The organism is Pseudomonas sp. S2_F03, from assembly GCF_054668335.1.
This window is the reverse complement of sequence record NZ_CP162759.1, coordinates 892,326-911,002: the sequence shown is the minus strand read 5'-3', so window position 1 is coordinate 911,002 and position 18,677 is coordinate 892,326. Positions and strand designations below refer to the sequence as shown.

Below are 18,677 nucleotides of genomic sequence, written 5' to 3'. Positions count from 1 at the left end.
TTATGTAGCAGCTGTCGAGCAGCGCGAGGCTGCGTTCGGCTGCAAGGCAGTCGTGAAATCAGGCGATGCGGTGTTTCAGGAAGATCGCGTTTTCAGGATTGACGGCTGCTTCGCCCGAGCGCGGACCGAGCCGAACGCAGCCTCGCGGTGCTCGACAGCTGCTACAGGGCTGCTCATTTAACAAAATCAACCGAATTCAGGTGATGCAATGATGAAAGTGAGGATCGAAAGGATCGTCGACGAAGCGCTGGATATCCGTTCCTTTCGCCTCGTGCGCAGTGATGGTCAGCCGCTCGACGCTTATGAACCGGGGGCGCATGTCGACCTGACCGGGCCGACCGGCGTGACTCGTCAGTATTCGCTGTGCAGTCCGCCGCAGGATCGCCGTGCGTATCTGGTGGCGGTCAAGAAAGAAGCGCAATCGCGCGGTGGTTCCGCGGCCCTGCACGAGCAGGTGGAAGAGGGCATGGAGCTGGAAATGGGTGCCCTGCGCAACCTGTTCCGCCTCGACCCGACCGCCACCGAGCACGTGCTGTTCGCCGCCGGTATCGGCGTCACGCCGCTGTTGAGCATGGCCTATCGACTGGCAGAAAGTGGTCAACCGTATCGTTTGCATTACTTCGCCCGCTCGCCGCAGTACGCGGCATTTTCCGAATTGTTGGCCAGCACCTTTGCCGATCACGTTCAGTTCCATTACGGCGTCGAGCCGGGTGACATGGACGCTGCATTGACGCAAAGCCTGAACCAGGCCGGCAGCGATGCCCACGTCTACACCTGCGGCCCGGCGCCGTTCATGAACAAAGTGGTGGAAGTGGCCGCCCGCAGCCGTAGCGAAGACGCGATTCACCTGGAGCATTTCCAGGCCGACCCTGCCGCCAATGCCGGCCCGAGCGGCGGTTTTGAAGTGGAACTGGCCAGCTCCGGCGTGGTGCTGCAGATTCCGGCCAATACCAGCCTGGTCGACGTACTCCAGGCCCACGGTTGCGACATCGACACCGAGTGTCGCGAAGGTATCTGCGGCACGTGCATCGTCGAGGTCCTGGACGGGGTGCCGGAACACCGGGATAACTGCTTGTCGAGCAAAGAAAAAGCGGGCAACAAGCAAATTTGTGCCTGCGTTTCACGAGCGTTGTCCGCTCGTCTGGTATTGACCTGTAAGCGCAAATCCCTGGAAACATTGCGTGGGAGTCGATTAAATCGACGCCCCACGACCGTCTGAGGAGGCGACGGTCACGAAACCGGTATTCATCGAACCGCTCGACGAAGCGGTCGAAAAATAACAATAAAACTGACGTGAGGCCTTGCGGTCATGATTACTTCATCGGCACTGCGCAACGATGCATTTGAAAGTTGGTTAAGTCAGGTCAATCAGGCCTGTGGGCGCTTCGACGCCCGCGCACTGGACACGAATTTCTACGGTGAACTGGCGGAGTTTCGCAGCGGCGCGATCAACCTCAGCGTGGTCGACATGGCCCACGTGCATTTGTATCGCACCAGCAAAGACGTCAGCACCAGCAGCGACGGCCACTACTACGCAGTGTTCCAACTGCGCGGCAGCTCGCAACTCGAACAGGGTGACAACCGCGCCCAATTGGGCTGTGGTGACATTGCGCTGATCGACGCCTGCCAGCCCAGTGACATGACCTACAACGAAGACTCCCGGCAGTTGTCACTGATTTTGCCGCGCCAGGTGGTGCAGCGCGGTTCGCACTTCAACGCGCTCAACTGCGCCACGCGCATTGCGGCCACCACGCCACTGGCTGCGCTGGCCAACCGCATGGTCCTGGAAACGCGGCAGCATCAAAGCCTGGACATGCAGGAAAGCGAAGCGGTGCTCGACGCGCTGGTCAGCCTGTTGTTGCCGGGTATCAGCGCTCGCGATGCCAGCGTGGATGCCCACGAGCGGCAATTTCGTAAAACCATCGCTTACATCGACGAACACATCAGTGCTGAAGAACTGTGCCCGGAGCTGATTGCCCGTGAGGTGGGGATTTCGGTGCGCGGGCTGTACCGGATGTTTTCCAAGCGTGGTCTGGTGGTGGCGCAATACATCAAGCATCGACGCCTGGATTTCTGCGCCGAAAACCTGCGCCGTTCGGATGTCGAGCAGAAGCTGTCGGCGCTGTGCTACGCGTGGGGATTCTCGGATTCGAGCTACTTTTCCTCAGCGTTCAAGTCGCGCTTTGGCGTGTCACCAGGTGAATATCGCAAGCGCTACAGTCACTGACTAATTGTGACGACTTCATCGCGGGCAAGCCCGCTCCCACAGTGATTTTGTGAACGCCACAAATCAACTGTGGGAGCGGGCTTGCCCGCGATGGCGGCTTGAAGACCGCCGAAGATCCAGGCTCAGTGCCGGGCAGGTTCATCCACCGGCAAATGCAACACCTCGCGCACCAGCATCGCAATGCTGCTCACGCCCATCTTTTCCTTGATCTTGGTGCGGTGCACATCAACGGTTTTGACGCTGATGTTCAGCTCGCGGGCGATTACCTTGCTGGCCTTGCCATCGATCACCAGCATCAACACTTCCCGTTCGCGACTCGTGAGCAATGCCAGTTTGCCTTGCAGGTTCTGACGTTGCTCCTGATCGGCCTGGGCATGCACGGCGGTCTTCAGCGCCGCCTGAATGCGGTCGATCATCTGCTGCGGGTTGTAGGGCTTCTCGACGAAATCCAGCGCTCCGTTTTTCATCGCCGTGACCGACATCGGAATGTCGCCATGGGCCGACACGAAAATCGTCGGCAGGGTGCTGCCACGCTGGTTGAGGATTTCCTGCAACTGAAAGCCGCTGGTTTCCGGCATGCGCACGTCCAGCACCAGACACGCCGGTTGCTTGGGGTCGTACTGGCTCAGGAACTCTTTCAGCGCCGGCAAAGCATTGCGCCTGCACACTGACCGACTCCAGCAACCACGCCAATGAGGTGCGCAGGTCTTTGTCGTCATCGACGATATACACAATCGGTTTGCGGGTTTCCATCTGGGACTGCCACGAGAATTTCTAATTATTGTTTTCGCACGCGTGCACGCTGCGGCGGACATCAGCTCATCACGGAGCTTAGTAGCAGAATACTTCACTGCCGTGGGCCCTGACGATAAAGAAACCACCTAGTCGACTAGCGGAAAGCCTACCTCGCCATGGGGATCGTCAGAATGGTCGCGCGCCGCGCCGGGCCTTAATCTTGTTCCAACAACAAGGGGCCGCGCAACGACGGTCCTCCTGAAGGAAGGGGCATCGACATGGCCGACCTGAGCCAGCAGCAAATCGACTTTCGCAACGCCATGGCGCAGCTGCCTGCTGCGGTGAACATCATCACCACCAACGGCCCCGGCGGACAATGCGGCATCACCGCCAGCGCCGTGTGCTCGGTCACCGACTCGCCACCGACCGTGCTGGTCTGTGTGAACCGCAACAGCGCCACCCACGATGTGTTCCGCACCAACGGCCACTTGTGCGTCAACGTGCTGTGTGGCGAGCAGGAAGAACTGGCCCGACACTTCGCCGGCATGACCAAAGTGTCGATGGCCGAACGTTTTGCCCTGGGACCTGTGGGACGAAGGCGACACCGGCGTGCCGTTGCTGCGCGATGCGTTGGTGCAGTTGGAAGGACGGATCACCGAATGCAAGGAAGTCGGGTCGCATTCGGTGATGTTTGTTGAGCTGTCGAATGTCGGTGTGCGCGGGGAGAGGGACAGCCTGGTGTACTTCAACCGGTTGTTTCATCGCCTTGAGCATGCCGGGGCGCATTGCTGATACACCGCGTTATCGTTCATCGCGGGCAAGCCACGCTCCCACAGGGTTTTGCGCAATACACAAATTTGGTGTTCACGCTGACCACTGTGGGAGCGGGCTTGCCCGCGATGGCGGACTAACAGTCACCGCACCTGTTGCAGATACTCCTGAGCCAACAAGCAAGCCCGATCAATCAACATCGGTGCCATTTCGATCGCGGTCGGTGTGCCTTTGCGGGTATGAATCCAGCCCAGGTACGTGGAAGCCGCGCAGCATCAGAAACAGCGCCAGCGTCCCCCGGTCGGCGTCCGTCAGCGGTTTGACCGCGTGGATACCTCTCCAGCAACGCCGCTTTGATCTGCTCAGTAACGCGGGTCGTCCAGGCAGGAAGTAAAGCGCCGTCGCCAGTTCAAACATGTGCCAGCCAAAACCCGCATCGTCGAAGTCAATCAACCGAGGTTCTCGCCTTCGATCAGCAGGTTCTCTGGCACCAGGTCAGCGTGGATCATGCCGAAGTTGCCCAGCTGTCGACCGTATCGACGCAAGTCGCTGCGCGCACGGCGGCGGGCCTGTTGCAGCAGTTCACGTTGATCGACGCTGAGCTGTTCCAGGTCCCAGAACCGCCCCCAGAACGGATTGGCGCCGATCAAGCCATCCTCATCCCAGGCATGCCGGACAAACTCGTCCGGCTGTTGCCAATCCGCCGCGTGCAAATGAATACGCGCGGCGAGGGCGCCGGCTTCGGCAAACAAAAAGTCGATTTCGGTGTCCGCCTGCACGCCCGCTTCAGAGGTGCCCGCCGGCGCCGGGCAGCCAGGCGAGCATGTCGACATGGCGCGGTTCGCCGATGTCGGCATGCAGCACTTCGACCAGGTGGCGCTGGTTTTGCGCGCGGATGATCTGCGGCACGGTAATGCCGGCCGTGGCCAGCGCTTCCATCCATTGCAGCTCCGAACGCAGCGCCGCTTCGCAGTGATAGCCGTTGCGGTGGATGCGCAAGGCGACCCGTTGGCCAGGTCCTCACGGCGCGCCGAGAACACCGCGTTCTCGCGGAATTTCACCAGTTCGATCTCGGCAAAGGCGCCGTCCCACTGTTGCAGGGCGTGCCGGGCCAGATCGTGCAGTTTGGCGACTTGCTGGTCGTGGCTCAGGGTGTGGAAATCAGTCATGGCATGGCCTCAGATAGCGCTCAGGGCGGTGTCCAGCGTGTCGACGAAGAGGTCGGCGTGCTCGCGGTTGAACACCAGCGGCGGCCGTAGTTTGAGAATGTTGTCGCCGGCGCCGATCTTGCTGATAAGCACCCCCAGCTCACGCATGTGGTTGACCACCCGCCGCGCCTCCAGCCCGGCGGGCTCTTTGCTGGCGTGGTCGCGCACCAGTTCCATGGCGAAGAACAACCCTTTGCCGCGCACATCGCCAATGATCGAGTGCTTGCTGGCGAGCACCTGCAAGCGTTGTTGTACATAAGCGCCGACGGTGTGCGCATTGCGCAGCAACTGTTGCTCTTCAATGACATCGAGCACCGCCATGCCAACCGCCGCCGCCACTGGCGAGCCGCCGAAGGTGTTGAAGTACATCGCGCTACGACCGAACGACTCGACCAGCTCCTTGCGGGTAATCAACCCGGCCAGGGGATAACCGTTGCCCATCGGCTTGCCGAGGGTAACGATGTCCGGCACCACAGCGTGGGCCTGATGCCCCCACAAGTGTTCGCCGGTACGCGCAAACCCGGATTGCACCTCGTCGGCAATGAACAGCGCCGCCCGCCGCACGGATCAGCTCAGCGGCTTTTTTGACGAAACCTGCCGGCACCCGTGGCAAGCCTTCGTTGGCAAACAAGGTGTCGATCAGCAACGCGGCAGGGCGAATGCCTTGGGCTTGCATCGAGGCGATGGCGGCTTTGATGTTGGCGGCATATTGCTCCGCCAATTGCGCTTCAGTGGTGCCAGCGGGCGCGTGATAAAGACACGGGATCGGCACGGCGCGGGCATGCGCGCCGAACGGTTCCGGTGACGGCAACGCGGTGGTGACTTCGGCCAGCGACGCCGAGTTACCGTGGTAGTTGTAATCGCTGACGATAATGCCGGTGCCGCCGCTGGCGAAGCGTGCCAGGCGCAACGCCAGCTCATTGGCTTCGCTGCCGGTGCAGGTGAACATCGCGGTGTCCAGCGGGTCGCTGAAGGTTGCGGTCAGGCGCTCGGCGTAGCGTACGATTTGCTCATCCAGATAACGCGTGTGGATGTTCAGCGTTTCGGCCTGGCGGTGCATGGCCGCCACCACGCTGCGGGTTGCAATGGCCGACGCAGGGCACGTTGTTGTAGACGTCGAGGTAGCGCTGACCATCGACGTCATACAGCCAGACGCCTTCGCCGCGCACCAGGTGCAATGGCTTGTCGTAGAACAATGGTGAAGCGCTGCCGAGTACGCGATGGCGGCGCTGCAAGAGCGTGTCTTCAGGCATGGTCTGGGGTCTCGATCAGTGGCGCGTTGCCTTGCAGACGGGCACGCAGCAGGAAGTTGAAAGTGCTCAGCACGAAGGTCACCGCGAGGGCGATCAGCATCAGCATGTCGAGCTGGAAGCAGGCAGCGATCACCACCAGCGTCAGGGCCAGGCCCAACCAGGCGATCACTTTGCCGCCGGCCAGGCAAAACGGCGCCTGGCAGGTCCGGTTGACTGTTTTTGATGCGCAGGTAGGCGCCGAAAATGAACAGGTAGCAAACGTTGAGCAGCAGCACGACCGCGAGCATCACGGTGGCCGGGTCGACGGCGGACAGCGGCAGGCCGATGGCGCCGATCAACAGCAATGCCGGGAACGGCGTGCCGCGCTTGCCGGTTTTGCCCAACCACTGCGGGAACAAGCCGTCGCGGGCCATGGCAAACAGTTGTCGCGAGGCGGCGTAGATCAGCGAGAAGAAGGTCGCGATCAAACCGAACACCGCGCCGCAGCCAATCACCTTGGCCAGCCACGAAGCGTCGCCGTAGACATTGGTGCTGGTCATCGCGGCGTACAGCGGGTCGCCTGCCGAACCGACCAACTCCAACGCCACCGGCGCCCGGTGCGCACCACCAGCACCACCAATGCGGTCACCAGCAACGTGGCGATGGCGGCAAGAATTCCGCGTGGCATGCTGCGCCCGGGGTTTTGCGCTTCTTCGGCGGCCGAGCCGGTTTGCTCGACGGTGATGAACAACCAGATCGCGAACGGCACACAGGCGAAAATACCGCCCAGGCTGATCGATGGCCCAGCGATGGCCGCTGGCATTGTCAGCAGGTTGGCCAACTCGACATGCGGTGCCATGGCCACGCCAAAGGTCAGCAGGGCGACGACCGCGATCACGCCGGCAATCATCGTCAGGCCCATGGCCTCACCGACGCCGCGCATGTGGATGCCGATGATGATCGCGAACAGGGCGATTTTCACCGGCCAGCCACCGAGGCCGAACATCGACTCGGTGTAGGCGCAAATAAACGTCGCCGCCGCGCCGGTGCCGATGGTCAGTGCCAGCGCGCAAGCGACGCCGACCAGGTAACCCACGAACGGTCCGAAAGCGTTTTGCGCATAGACGAATACACCGCCGGCATTTGGCAACGCGGTGGACAGCTCCGCCACACACAACGCCAGACCGCCGCACAGCAAGGCCATCAACAACGTGGCGATCAGCATGTTCAGCCAGCCGCCGGCCATCAAGCCGAAATTCCAGCCGGAGAACTGCTCCGGCCACCACTAACGCAATTCCGAGGCCGGCAATCTTTGGCCAGCCCAACGCACTTTTCTTAAGCACAAGCGTCTCCCGCGACCCTGGGGTCGATTTATTGTTTTTGGGGGTTAAAAAAGGGATCGGTTTTGATACTACGCGGGGGTGGTGGTGGGGCTTGTTTGCGTGGATGCCATCCGGTTGTTTGTGGATGCCAGATTTAGTTGGGTGGAGGGCAGGGGGATCGCGTTATCGTTCATCGCGGGCAAGCCCGCTCCCACAGGATTTGAGGTGATCACAAAATGAGTGAGCACCACGCACACTGTGGGAGCGGGCTTGCCCGCGATGGCGCCCTCAAATCGAAGCACATGTTTAACGGCGTTTAAGGTTACTTCCTGAAAGCCACAGCACCTTGCGCCATTACCTACGACTACGCCAGAATCCGCCGGCTTGTGCGCTTCGGACGCCCTCGGTAACTTGATTCCCGTCACTGATTCCCAGTGATCGGGTTTAGTAGCCCGAGGGTTTGAAGGCTGCACAAGTGTCTGTCAGACAGGTATTCCAATGCCTGTATTTGATGGTGGTTGTGCGCAGGGCGCCCTCGGGCGCGCCGGCTTTGCCTTTTTTCCCGGTCTACTAACCTGCGTACAGCCGCCACCCCTCGTATTAGTAGCGAGGCGTGGCTGCCCGATAAGGAAGAAGGTAAGTATGTTCAAGGGTAACGCCAAACCCGCCAGACCCAGATCCGGCATCCCCCTACGAATCACTCGATTCAAAAAACTCCACGATGCCGCCGAGCGCGCGCTGAATCGACTACCTCAACCCCGCGGCCCTCAAATCACCCCGCTACCCGCAAACCCAGCACGATGTTCATGCTCGCACCGAATATCAGAGACGAAGACCTGCTCGCCCATACCAGTGAGTCATTGGCCCAGGCCAGTGTCATGGCCAGCGATTTCGCGGGGTACCTGGAAGGACCGCATCGGCACACGGCGATGGCGATTCAGCAGATCATCATGCTGGCGGAATTGGCGGCGAACCGGATGATGGATAACGTTGAGGTGCCGAAGTAACAATCAGAGACCGCGTCACGTTCTTCGCGGGCAGAGCCACGCTCCCACAGGTTTTGTAGTGTTCAGTCATTTTGTGATGACCTCAAAACCTGTGGGAGCGGGCTTGCCCGCGATGGCGGTGGGTCAGGCGACACCCATCTCAGATCCGAAAACTACCCACAAGCTGATTCAACCGATCCGCCTGCCGCTCCAGCTCGGTACAAGCCTGCAACGTCGAGTGCAGGTTTTCCACGCCTTGCTGGTTCAACGTGTTGATTTCGGTGATGTCGACATTCAACGCCTCGACCACTGACGTCTGCTCTTCCGTAGCAGCGGCGACTGATTGGTTAACGTTGTCGATCTCACCGATGCGCTGCGTCACGCTGCTCAAGCGTTTACCGGCCAGGCTGGCGATGCTCACGCTTTCCTCGCTGTGCTGTTGGCTCTCGGTCATGGTGGTGACCGAGTCCCGGGCGCCGATTTGCAGTTCTTCGATCATCTGCTGAATCTCCGCCGCTGACGTCTGGGTGCGCCCGGCCAGGCTGCGCACTTCGTCGGCGACCACCGCAAACCCGCGACCGGCTTCACCGGCGCGTGCTGCCTTCGATCGCGGCGTTGAGCGCCAGCAGGCTGGTCTGCTGCGAGATGCCTTTGATCACTTCGAGGATCTGCCCGATGTTCACGGTTTTGCCGTTCAGCACTTCGATGTTGACGCACGAGGCGCTGATTTTTCCGGACAGTTCGTTCATCAGTTCAATCGTGCGCTCCACCACTTTGCCGGCCATCCTCGGCTTGTTCCCGTGCAGCCGAAGCCTGTTGCGAAGCATCGGACGCGTTATGTGCGATCTCCTGCGCGGCGGCACCCAGTTGATTGATCGCTGCGGCGACGCTGTTGGTGCGGGTCGATTGTTCGTCGAAGTTGCTCATCGACGAATTGGAGGCGAGCAGAACACGCTTGGCCACTTCATTCACGCCAATCGCTGCCAAAGACACCTCGCGTATCGACTGGTGAATGCGTTCGACAAAGCGGTTGAACGCGGTCGCCAGTTGGCCGATTTCATCCCGCGACTGCACCTCAAGACGCCGCGTCAGGTCGCCTTCGCCTTCGGGGAGATATCTTCCATGACCCGCGTCAGCACTTGCAGTGGCCGGGTGATGCGAAACGCCGTGTACCAGATCAACAGCAAACCGAGCAGGGCGGAGCCGCCACCCACCAGCATTTCGAGTGCGGTGCTTTGCACGCCTTGGGCATCAAGTTCTTTTTGCAGCGTGGTCACCGGCGCCAACAGCACGTCTTGCGGCACGCCCACCAATACGCCCCACGGCGCGGCGCCGGCAATCGGTGCCAACGGTTCGAGGACTTTGATCTGCTGCTGATCGACAAAGACCTCGGTTGACCCTGACGCAAGGCGTCGATCACCTCGGCATTGTCCAACGGTTGCCCGAGGCGGCTGACGTCCTGGCTGTTCGCGGAAATGACGCCACGCGGGCTGACGATGCTGATTTGCCCATGACCATCGAACAGTTGATGGGCGCTGGCTTCGCTGTTCTGTTGCAGGGCGGCGAGGTTGATGTCGAGGCCGACCACGGCGATGACTTTGCCGTTGTCCATCAGCGGGAACGCGACGCTGGTCACCAGTTTGCGGTTGCCGGAGGCTTCATCGAAATAGGGTTCGAGTACACAGGCCTGACGGGTGTCGCGGGCGCAGGTGTAGAACGCGTTGTACGGTGCGCCGCTGGGGCCGGGTGAGGTGTTGGCCAGCAATGATTCATCGCCGATCACCGCTTGCAGTTCGCCGGGTTTGCTTTGCACCCAGTAGAGGGAGAAGCGCCCGGTTTCGTTGCTGCCCATGGCGGCCTGGTCGGTGAAACCGGCGTCGGCACCGTCGAGGGCATCGGGTTCGAAAATGACATAAAGCCCGAGCAGGTCGGGCTTGTCGATCAGGGCTTGATGAAGCTGGGTGCTCAGCTCCTGGCGCAGTTGCGAGCGGGTCAGATGACCCTGCTGTTGCAGCTGCCGGAGGTAGAGCAAATACCGCGACAACCCTTGGCCGTATTCGTGAGTCTGCATGAAGGTGCGTTGCACCTGCATCGCCTGCACGGTGCCCAGCGCTTGCATGTGTTCCCTGGCCGCGTTGGCGAGCATGTCGCCGCTGGCCTGGGCCACCTGCTGGCTGCTTTGATGGGTTTGGTACAGCGACAACCCCATCAACAAACCCACCACCAACAACAGGCAGAGGCCGGCGAGCAGGGCGATTTTGCTCTGAATCGTCAGAAATCTTGAGCGCATTGGAAACTCCGTTTCCGTTGAAGAACAATGTTTGCCTCAACCCGTTCCCTGTAGCAGCTGGCGAAGCCTGCGTCCGGCTGCGCAGCAGTCGTAAAACTTGAATGCGGGGCCTTCCTGACATGCCGCATTGTCTGTCTTGGCGACTGCTGCGCAGTCGGACGCAGGGCTTCGCCAGCTGCTACAGGGATCGTGTTGGGCTTACGAGATTTAGAACGAAGTGGCAAACACCACTTGGCTGTAGACGTTCTGGTCGTTGTTGCCCAGCTGGGTGCCACCCTGTTCGGCGCTCTTGTCCGGCTGGTAGATACCAACCAGCGGCATCACCGTCAGGTGGTCGTTGACGTGCCATTCGGCGTACAGGTCGACTCTCGTGGCCATCGGTGTTGCCGAGGTTGCGGGAGAGGGTGTCGTAGTTGAAATACATCACGCCGACGTTGAGGTTCTTCCAGTGGCGAAACCTTCATGGAAACGTTCTGGATGCGCGAGTTGCTGTTGAACGGCCCGGCATAGTTACCGGCCACTTCACCCTGGGAACCAGGTGCCGTAACCGCGACTGAAACCGTAGAACAACGTGTCGTAATTTTCCGAAAAACGGCTGTAGCGGTAGCTGACATACGGCGTCCAGAGGGCGTCGGAAAAGGTCCAGCCCGCTTCCAGGTACCAGGCGTCTTCGTTGCCGGTGTGCGGTTTGTCCTGCTCGGCGTATTCACCGGACAGGAACAGGTTTTTCACCCCGGCATTGCCGGTCGCGCGCAGGCTGTAGGTCTTCATGCCGTCGCGTTCAGCTTGCAACGGGGACGCGAATTGCTCGTCGACATCGGTGGTGTCGATGTAGGTCAGGCCGACGGTGCCGGCTTCGGCCACGTGCTCAAGCGGTGCCGACGTACATTTCGGTCTTGGCCTGGGCGCGGTTATCCGACTTCAACCACATCAGGTCGCTGCGCCAGCCTTGCTTGCCACCGAGGCGCAGCACGGCGGTTTCGTCGAAGGCTTTACGCGCGGCCAGGTAGTAGGCGCCGCCGCGGTTGAACTCACCGTCGGCCAGACCTTTGCCGATGTTCAGCGCGTCGCCATCAATCAGGAAACCATCGCCGACCACGATGTTCTGGCGACCGAAGGACAGGTCGACGCCGTCATCACCCATCACTTCAAACAACTTGCCCGAGCGCCAGCCGAGGTAGGCGTCTTCGAACTTGGTGGTGCGTTCCGAGCCGTCGGTGAAACCGGCGGCATCGCCATCACCCCGAGTGCCGGAGCTGAGCATGTTGCCGGCGCCATAAGCGGTACCAAAACCGGCCAGGCCTTTGTCGAAGCTCAGGCCGTACTTGATGTAGCCCTCTTGCCAGGACGAGGAACCTTTCACTGAGACGACCCGACAGCGCGTAGTTTTCCTGACTGTGGAAAGCTCCGAAGACGGCTTCCAGGGTGGCGTTCAAATGACTGTCGCTCATCGCGCATAGAGTTCGCTAGGCCTGGGTCGGCAACTGGATCATCAGCGCGAGCGTCGAGAGACGAAGCAAGGGGGACTCTGAGCATGGTGTGGCATCCATTCTTGTTCATGACCACAGGGTTGAGGTCTCGTTTCGATACTAAGGCGCGGAACTTTTTCGGCCTTTTGTGGTGGTTGCCAAAGAGTTGCCTGTGCTTGCCAAAAGCGTGGTTTGGCAGCCCGGCCAACACGACTGGCACGCAGGGCAAAACCTGTGCGTGAGTCAGCGCTGACAATCCGTTTCAACCCTGCTGCTGCTTCCCCCACGGATTTTCAAGGTCGCTTCTTATGTTCACTTCACACAAATGCCTCGCTCATTGGTTTGCTGACACTGGCGCTGGCGCAAACCGTCGTGGCCGCCGACTGCGCGCCGGATCAGCCCATGGCGCCCAGGTGTTCGCCAATGAGTGCGGGGTTTGCCACTCGGTGAGCAAGGGCATGGCCGGCATGATGGGGCCGAACCTGTCGGGCGTGGTCGGACGCAAATCCGGCTCGCTCGAAGGCTTCAGCTACTCCCAGGCCATGCGCAGCAAGGACGTGACTTGGCAAGCCGAAACCATCAGCCAACTGATCACCCAACCCCAGGCCTATGTGCCCGGGACCTACATGCCCTACATGGGGCTGGCCTCCGCCGATGATCGCCAGGCGGTCGTTTGCTATCTCAAAGAACAACGCTAATCAGCCGGACTTCCAGGCTGAACCACACGTTTGAATGACAGGTGAATTATGAGCAACGTTGAAATTCTGCCGCAGGTTGCTGCCTTCCTTGAACGCCGCCATGGCTGTTTCATTGACGGCCAATGGGTGTATGCCGACGGCCCGCAAATCGCCGTGGTCAACCCGGCCACCGGGCAAACCCTTTGCGAAACCCTGGACGCGCCGCTGGAAATCGTCGAGCAAGCCGTGCAGTCGTCGCACAAGGCGTTCAAATCCGGCGTCTGGTCGGCACTGCGCCCGGCGGACCGCGAACGCATCCTGCTGAACTTCACCGCACTGGTTGAGGCCCACGCCGAAGAACTGGCGCAGCTGGAGACCCTGAGCCAGGGCAAGTCGATCAACATGGCCCGCGCGCTGGACTTGAACGCCACCGTGGAATTCATGCGCTACATGTCGGGTTGGGCGACCAAGATTGAAGGCCAGACCTTTGACGTGTCGATCCCGCTGCCACCGGGCGCCAAGTTCACCGCGTTCACCAAGCGTAGCCAGTGGGTGTGGTGGTCGGGATTGTGCCGTGGAACTTCCCGCTGCTGATCGCGGCCTGGAAGCTGATGCCCGCGCTGGCCACCGGTTGCACGGTGATCATCAAGCCGGCAATGGAAACCCCGCTGACCGCCATGCGCCTGGCCGAATTGGCCTTGAAGCGGGCATCCCGGCCGGCGTGTTCAACGTTGTCACCGGTGGCGGTGCTCGCGTGGGTGGCGTGCTGACCGCGCATCCGCTGGTGAGCAAAGTGTCGTTCACCGGTTCCACTGCGGTGGGCAAAAGCGTCGGCGTGGCGTGCATGGAAAACATGACGCGGTTCTCGCTGGAACTGGGCGGCAAAAACCTGATGATCGTGCTCGCTGATGCCGACATCGAAAAAGCCGTGCAGGGCGCGATCCTCGGTGGCCTGCTGAACAATGGCCAGGTGTGCGCGGCGGCGTCGCGCTTCTATGTACACCGCTCGGATCCACGACCAATCTGTCGAAGCGCTCGCCGCAGCGGTATCGGCCATGCCGATCGGCGCGGGCATGAACTGCAATGCCGCGATCAACCCACTGGTGTCGCGCAAGCAACAGCAAAGCGTGCTCAAGCACATCGAACTGGCTCGCCGTGAAGGCGCGCGCGTGGTCTCGGGCGGGGAGTTGGTGGAAGGCGAGGGCTTCTATGTGCAGCCCACCATTCTGGCCGACATCGACCACAGCATGGCCGTGGCCCGTGAAGAAGTGTTCGGCCCCGTGCTGGGCGTGATGCCGTTCGACGACGAAGACGCCGTGATCGCGCTGGCCAACGACAACCGTTACGGTTTGGCCGCCAGCCTGTGGACCAACGACCTGGGCAAAGCCATGAACCTGGTGCCACGCATCGAAGCCGCACGGTGCGGGTCAACGCCCACGTGCTGCTCGACCCGGCCATGCCGTTTGGTGGCGTCAAGCAATCGGGCATGGGTCGTGAGTTTGGTCGTGCGGTGATTGAGGCGTATACCGAGCTGAAGTCGGTGTGTATTGCGCACTGATTGAGTGATTGGCAACGGCCCCTGCAATGGGGGCCGTTGGTTTGACTTGACTGGCGGCGACGTTGGCGACGTAGTATCCATTGCTTCCAGTTAATAGGAAGCATTACTATTCGCACCTCCGTCCCCACAGCACACCGCAATGACCCCCAAGCTGCCCCGCAGACACGGCTTTTTCGAGCATTACGAAGAGTTGGTTGGCACCTGGACCCGTCGCCTGAGAAATCGTCAGCAGGCCGAGGACCTGGCCCACGACACCTTTGTGCGGGTGCTTGAGTCCGATTCGGCGGTGGTGGAGCAACCCGGGCCTATTTGCACCAGACCGCGCGCAACATCGCGGTGGATGGTTATCGGCGTGAGGATCGGCGGGGCGCCATGGAGTCGCAGGCGAATGATCACAGTGTGTCGTCGTCCGGCGACCCGGAGCATTTCATGCAGGCGGTTCAGTTGGCTGATTCCATCGAACGGGCGCTCACCGAGTTGCCGATCAACTGCCGCAAAATATTCGTGTGGCAGAAGATCGAAGGCCTGACCCAGGCTGAAATCGCCGAACGCCTGGGCCTGTCCAAGAACATGGTGGAAAAGTATATGATCCGCACCCTGCGGCATCTGCGCGACCGCCTCGACGGACTGTACCCATGACTGGCCGCGCATTCTCATCCCCAGCCAAACAGGAACTTCCATGATGGATACTCGTGATTGTGCGTGTGGGCAAACAATCGTTCGCGACGAGGCGGCTCGCTGGTTTGTGCGTTTGCAGGAGCCGGCCGTGGACGACGAAGAGGTCCAACGCTTTGAAGCCTGGCTGAGCGAACATCCTCAACACTGCGACGAATTCAAGATTCTTCAGGGCTTGTGGACGGCTGCAGATAGGCTGCCGGTCAAACGCCTGCAAGCCTTGTGCGAAACCCCATCGACCCGCCGCAAACGCCAGCCATTGGTGCGTTATGCCGTGGCGGCCAGCATCGTCGCGGTAGCACTGGGGCTGGGATTGTTCAGCGGTTTGAATCATCCGCCAGCGTATACGGCTGAATATTCCACGGCGCTGGGCGAGCGGCGTCATGTGGCCTTGCCGGACGGTTCGGTGATCGACATGAACAGCCGCAGCCGCGTGCAGGTGCGCTAGAAAAGAATCGTCGGGCCATCGAATTGACGGAAGGCGAGGCCATGTTCAGCGTCGAACATGACACCAGCCGGCCGTTTGTGGTCGACGCTGGCAACGGCAAGGTCACGGTCACCGGTACGCGTTTCGATGTACGTCGCGACCCCACGCAAACCCGGGTGGCGGTGGAGCAGGGCACGGTCAAGGTTCAGGGGCAGGGCGCTGATTTCATCACCGTCACTGCCGGCCTCGGTACCCGCATCGATGCGCAAGGGGTGGTCGCAGCCGCCTATGCGATCAATCCCGAGGAACTGACCGCATGGCGCAGCGGCAAACTGGTGTTCAACAACGCCAGCCTCAGCGAGGTGGCTGCCGAAGTGTCGCGCTACCGGGCCAAACCCTCACGGTCGGCAACGATAAAGTGGGCAATTTGCGCTCGACCAGCGTGTTCAAATCCGACAACACCGATGCACTGCTCAAGGCCTTGCCGAGCATCCTGCCGGTGGCCGTGCGCACCCTCGATGACGGCAGTCAGGAAATAATTTCCAATTAATTTCAAACCGATTCAGGTTTTTTTCGAGTTCATCGTCTTCTTGTCCAACTGCAACTGGTTTGCATTAACAGACGCACACTCTTGCGATTCTCAGGACACTGTTCGACGTGAAGAAAACCACCGCTAAAAACAACAATTCCCCTTGGCAGCGGCTCGCGCTTGCCCTGGCCATCAGCTCGGCGCTGCCTCAGGCATTCGCCGCTGACGCGATCCGCATTCCGGCCCAGCCGTTGGGCGAGGCCTTGAGTGAACTGGGTCAGCAAACCCTCGCTGCAGGTTTTTTCAGTCCGGAACTGGTGGCCGGCAAAACAGCCCCGGCGGTAGACGGCAACTTCTCGCCTGAAGAAGCCTTGCGTCAATTGCTGCAAGGCAGCGGTCTGCAATACCAGATCGATGAAGGCTCGGTCACGCTGATGCCAGCACCGACTTCCGCCGCCAATGGCCCGATCGAACTGGGCGTGACCGACATCAACGTGGTCGGCGACTGGCTTGATAATGCCGATGCCGCCCTGGTGCAGAACCACCCTGGCGCGCGTACGGTGGTGCGCCGCGAAGCGATGATCGAGCAGGGCGCGATGAACGTTGGCGACGTGCTCAAACGCGTTCCCGGCGTGCAAGTGCAGGACGCCAACGGCACCGGCGGCAGTGATATTTCCCTGAACGTCGGCGTGCGCGGCCTGACCTCGCGCCTGTCACCACGCTCCACGGTGCTGATCGACGGCGTCCCCGCCGCGTTCGCCCCCTACGGCCAACCGCAATTGTCGATGGCGCCGATTTCCTCGGGCAACCTCGACAGCATCGACGTGGTACGCGGCGCCGGTTCGGTACGTTACGGGCCACAGAACGTCGGTGGCGTGATCAACTTCGTCACCCGCGCCATCCCGGAAAAGGCCACTGGTGAAATCGGCACCACCCTGGAAACGTCCCAGTACGGTGGCTGGAAAACACATCGACACCGCGTTCCTCGGCGGCACGGCGGACAACGGCATCGGCATGGCGCTGTTGTATTCCGGCGTCAACGGCAACGGTTACCAGCGAAAGCAACAACGGCAACGACATCGACGACGTGATCCTCAAGACCCATTGGGCACCCACCGATGTCGACGATTTCAGCCTCACTTTTCACTACTACGACGCCAGCGCCGACATGCCCGGCGGCCTGACCCAGGCGCAGTACGACGCCGATCCGTTCCAGTCCGACCGTGACCACGACAATTTCAGCGGCCGTCGTAAAGATGTGTCCTTTCGCTGGGCGCGCGCAGATCGACGACCGCACCCAGGCCGAAGTGCTGACGTATTACACCGACAGCTTTCGTGGCAGCAACATCGCCGCCCGCGACCAGAAAACCCTCAGCTCGTACCCGCGCACTTACTACACGTACGGCATCGAGCCACGGGTGTCCCATGTGTTTGATGTGGGCCCGACCACTCAGGAAGTCAGCGTCGGCTATCGCTACCTGAAGGAAGCCATGCACGAAGAATCGAGCCGCGTGGCGTTGGTGAACAATCAGCCGGTGATCACCAAGACCTCCGATGGCCACGTGTTCCAGGACCGTACCGGTGGCACCGAAGCCAACTCGGTGTATGTCGACAACAAGATTGATGTCGGCAACTGGACCGTGACCCCAGGCATTCGCTTTGAACACATCAGCACTGACTGGCACGACCGCGCCGTGCTCGACACCGCCGGCAAGCGTGTACCGGCGAAAAGCCGCAGCATCGAGAGCAACGAGCCGCTGCCGGCCCTGAGCGTGATGTATCACATGTCCGAAGCGTGGAAGCTGTTCGCCAACTACGAAACGTCGTTCGGCAGCCTGCAATATTTCCAGCTCGGCCAGGGTGGCATTGGCGACAACCCGGCCAATGGCCTGGAGCCGGAAAAGGCCAAGACCTACGAAATCGGTACGCGCTACAACGATGACGTGTGGGGCGGCGAAGTGACGCTGTTCTACATCGACTTCGACGACGAACTGCAATACATCAGCAACGATGTGGGTTGGACCAACCTCGGCGCGACCAAGCACCAGGGCATTGAAACGTCGGTGCATTACGACATGGCGGCGCTGAACCCGATGCTGGAAGGCCTGACGGCCAACGCCGGTTTCACTTACACCCGCGCGACGTATGAGGGTGAGATTCCGGGCTTCAAGGGCCGTGACCTGCCGTTCTATTCGCGCCAGGTGGCCACCGCCGGGTTGCGTTACGACATCAATCGCTGGACTTACAACCTCGATGCGTTTGCCCAGTCCAAGCAGCGCTCGCCGGGTACAGGCGTGAACGCCGATGGCAGTTTCAACGGCAATTACATCACCGAAGGGACTGCGGACGGCCAGTTCGGCGACATTCCGGGTTACGTGACCTGGAACGCGCGCGGCGGGTATGACTTCGGTGCGCAGTTGTCAAACCTGAAACTGGCGGCGGGGGTGAAAAACATCTTCGACAAGCAGTACTTCACTCGCTCCAGCGACAACAACTCGGGGATGTATGTCGGTGCGCCGCGCACGTTCTTTGTGCAGGCCAGCGTCGGCTTCTTGATAGAGCGAGGTGACT

The 18,677-nt window shown here is 60.8% G+C and carries 5 protein-coding genes and 15 pseudogenes; 9 read left to right on the top strand and 11 right to left on the bottom strand.

All coding sequences use genetic code 11. The features are described from left to right. Nucleotides 1-208: 208 nt before the first annotated feature. Both AB4N76_RS04335 and feaR read left to right on the top strand, forming a co-directional pair. Nucleotides 209-1,150 (top strand): annotated as a pseudogene (locus tag AB4N76_RS04335) (PDR/VanB family oxidoreductase); the annotation flags it as partial. 159 nt (nucleotides 1,151-1,309) lie between these two features. Then, complete coding sequence (gene feaR / locus AB4N76_RS04330; protein ID WP_077431734.1) at nucleotides 1,310-2,227, top strand: transcriptional regulator FeaR; 918 nt, start codon at nucleotides 1,310-1,312, stop codon at nucleotides 2,225-2,227. Nucleotides 2,228-2,349: 122 nt separating this feature from the next. Here feaR and AB4N76_RS04325 read toward each other — a convergent pair. Then, nucleotides 2,350-2,980 (bottom strand): annotated as a pseudogene (locus AB4N76_RS04325) (response regulator transcription factor). Between the two features lie 260 nt (nucleotides 2,981-3,240). Here AB4N76_RS04325 and AB4N76_RS04320 point away from each other — a divergent pair. After that, nucleotides 3,241-3,670: pseudogene (locus AB4N76_RS04320) on the top strand (flavin reductase); the annotation flags it as partial. 206 nt (nucleotides 3,671-3,876) lie between these two features. Here AB4N76_RS04320 and AB4N76_RS04315 read toward each other — a convergent pair. The 4 genes and pseudogenes from AB4N76_RS04315 to AB4N76_RS04300 form a co-directional block, all read right to left on the bottom strand. Continuing rightward, nucleotides 3,877-4,902, bottom strand: a pseudogene (locus AB4N76_RS04315) (phosphotransferase enzyme family protein). 9 nt (nucleotides 4,903-4,911) lie between these two features. After that, a pseudogene (locus AB4N76_RS04310) lies at nucleotides 4,912-6,194 on the bottom strand (aspartate aminotransferase family protein). Between the two features lie 257 nt (nucleotides 6,195-6,451). Next, nucleotides 6,452-6,733, bottom strand: a pseudogene (locus AB4N76_RS04305) (amino acid permease); the annotation flags it as partial. Further along, the gene (locus tag AB4N76_RS04300) at nucleotides 6,730-7,419 is read right to left on the bottom strand and encodes an amino acid permease (RefSeq protein ID WP_460164196.1); all 690 of its coding nucleotides are present in this window, start codon (nucleotides 7,417-7,419) and stop codon (nucleotides 6,730-6,732) included. The pseudogene AB4N76_RS04305 and the gene AB4N76_RS04300, both read right to left, overlap by 4 nt. A gap of 725 nt (nucleotides 7,420-8,144) precedes the next feature. Between AB4N76_RS04300 and AB4N76_RS04295 the strand changes: the two are divergent. Then, nucleotides 8,145-8,502: pseudogene (locus AB4N76_RS04295) on the top strand (DUF6124 family protein); the annotation flags it as partial. Nucleotides 8,503-8,641: 139 nt separating this feature from the next. Here AB4N76_RS04295 and AB4N76_RS04290 read toward each other — a convergent pair. The 6 genes and pseudogenes from AB4N76_RS04290 to AB4N76_RS04265 form a co-directional block, all read right to left on the bottom strand. After that, nucleotides 8,642-9,119 (bottom strand): annotated as a pseudogene (locus AB4N76_RS04290) (methyl-accepting chemotaxis protein); the annotation flags it as partial. A gap of 24 nt (nucleotides 9,120-9,143) precedes the next feature. Beyond that, nucleotides 9,144-9,230 (bottom strand): annotated as a pseudogene (locus AB4N76_RS04285) (hypothetical protein); the annotation flags it as partial. Between the two features lie 4 nt (nucleotides 9,231-9,234). After that, entirely contained in the window at nucleotides 9,235-9,555 is a 321-nt protein-coding gene (locus AB4N76_RS04280) for a HAMP domain-containing protein (RefSeq protein ID WP_460164195.1), read from the bottom strand. 14 nt (nucleotides 9,556-9,569) lie between these two features. Continuing rightward, complete coding sequence (locus tag AB4N76_RS04275) at nucleotides 9,570-9,791, bottom strand: hypothetical protein (protein WP_460164194.1); 222 nt, start codon at nucleotides 9,789-9,791, stop codon at nucleotides 9,570-9,572. Then, complete coding sequence (locus AB4N76_RS04270; RefSeq protein WP_460164193.1) at nucleotides 9,755-10,771, bottom strand: PDC sensor domain-containing protein; 1,017 nt, start codon at nucleotides 10,769-10,771, stop codon at nucleotides 9,755-9,757. The genes AB4N76_RS04275 and AB4N76_RS04270 overlap by 37 nt, the downstream gene beginning before the upstream one ends. A gap of 207 nt (nucleotides 10,772-10,978) precedes the next feature. Further along, nucleotides 10,979-12,264: pseudogene (locus AB4N76_RS04265) on the bottom strand (alginate export family protein). A gap of 284 nt (nucleotides 12,265-12,548) precedes the next feature. On the opposite strand from AB4N76_RS04265, the pseudogene AB4N76_RS04260 reads away from it, so the two are divergent. The 5 pseudogenes from AB4N76_RS04260 to AB4N76_RS04240 all read left to right on the top strand — a co-directional run. After that, nucleotides 12,549-12,938: pseudogene (locus AB4N76_RS04260) on the top strand (c-type cytochrome). Between the two features lie 48 nt (nucleotides 12,939-12,986). Further along, a pseudogene (locus AB4N76_RS04255) lies at nucleotides 12,987-14,475 on the top strand (aldehyde dehydrogenase family protein). A gap of 139 nt (nucleotides 14,476-14,614) precedes the next feature. Next, nucleotides 14,615-15,114, top strand: a pseudogene (locus tag AB4N76_RS04250) (sigma-70 family RNA polymerase sigma factor). 40 nt (nucleotides 15,115-15,154) lie between these two features. After that, nucleotides 15,155-16,127, top strand: a pseudogene (locus AB4N76_RS04245) (FecR family protein). 107 nt (nucleotides 16,128-16,234) lie between these two features. Further along, nucleotides 16,235-18,658 (top strand): annotated as a pseudogene (locus AB4N76_RS04240) (TonB-dependent siderophore receptor); the annotation flags it as partial. Nucleotides 18,659-18,677 lie beyond the last annotated feature (19 nt).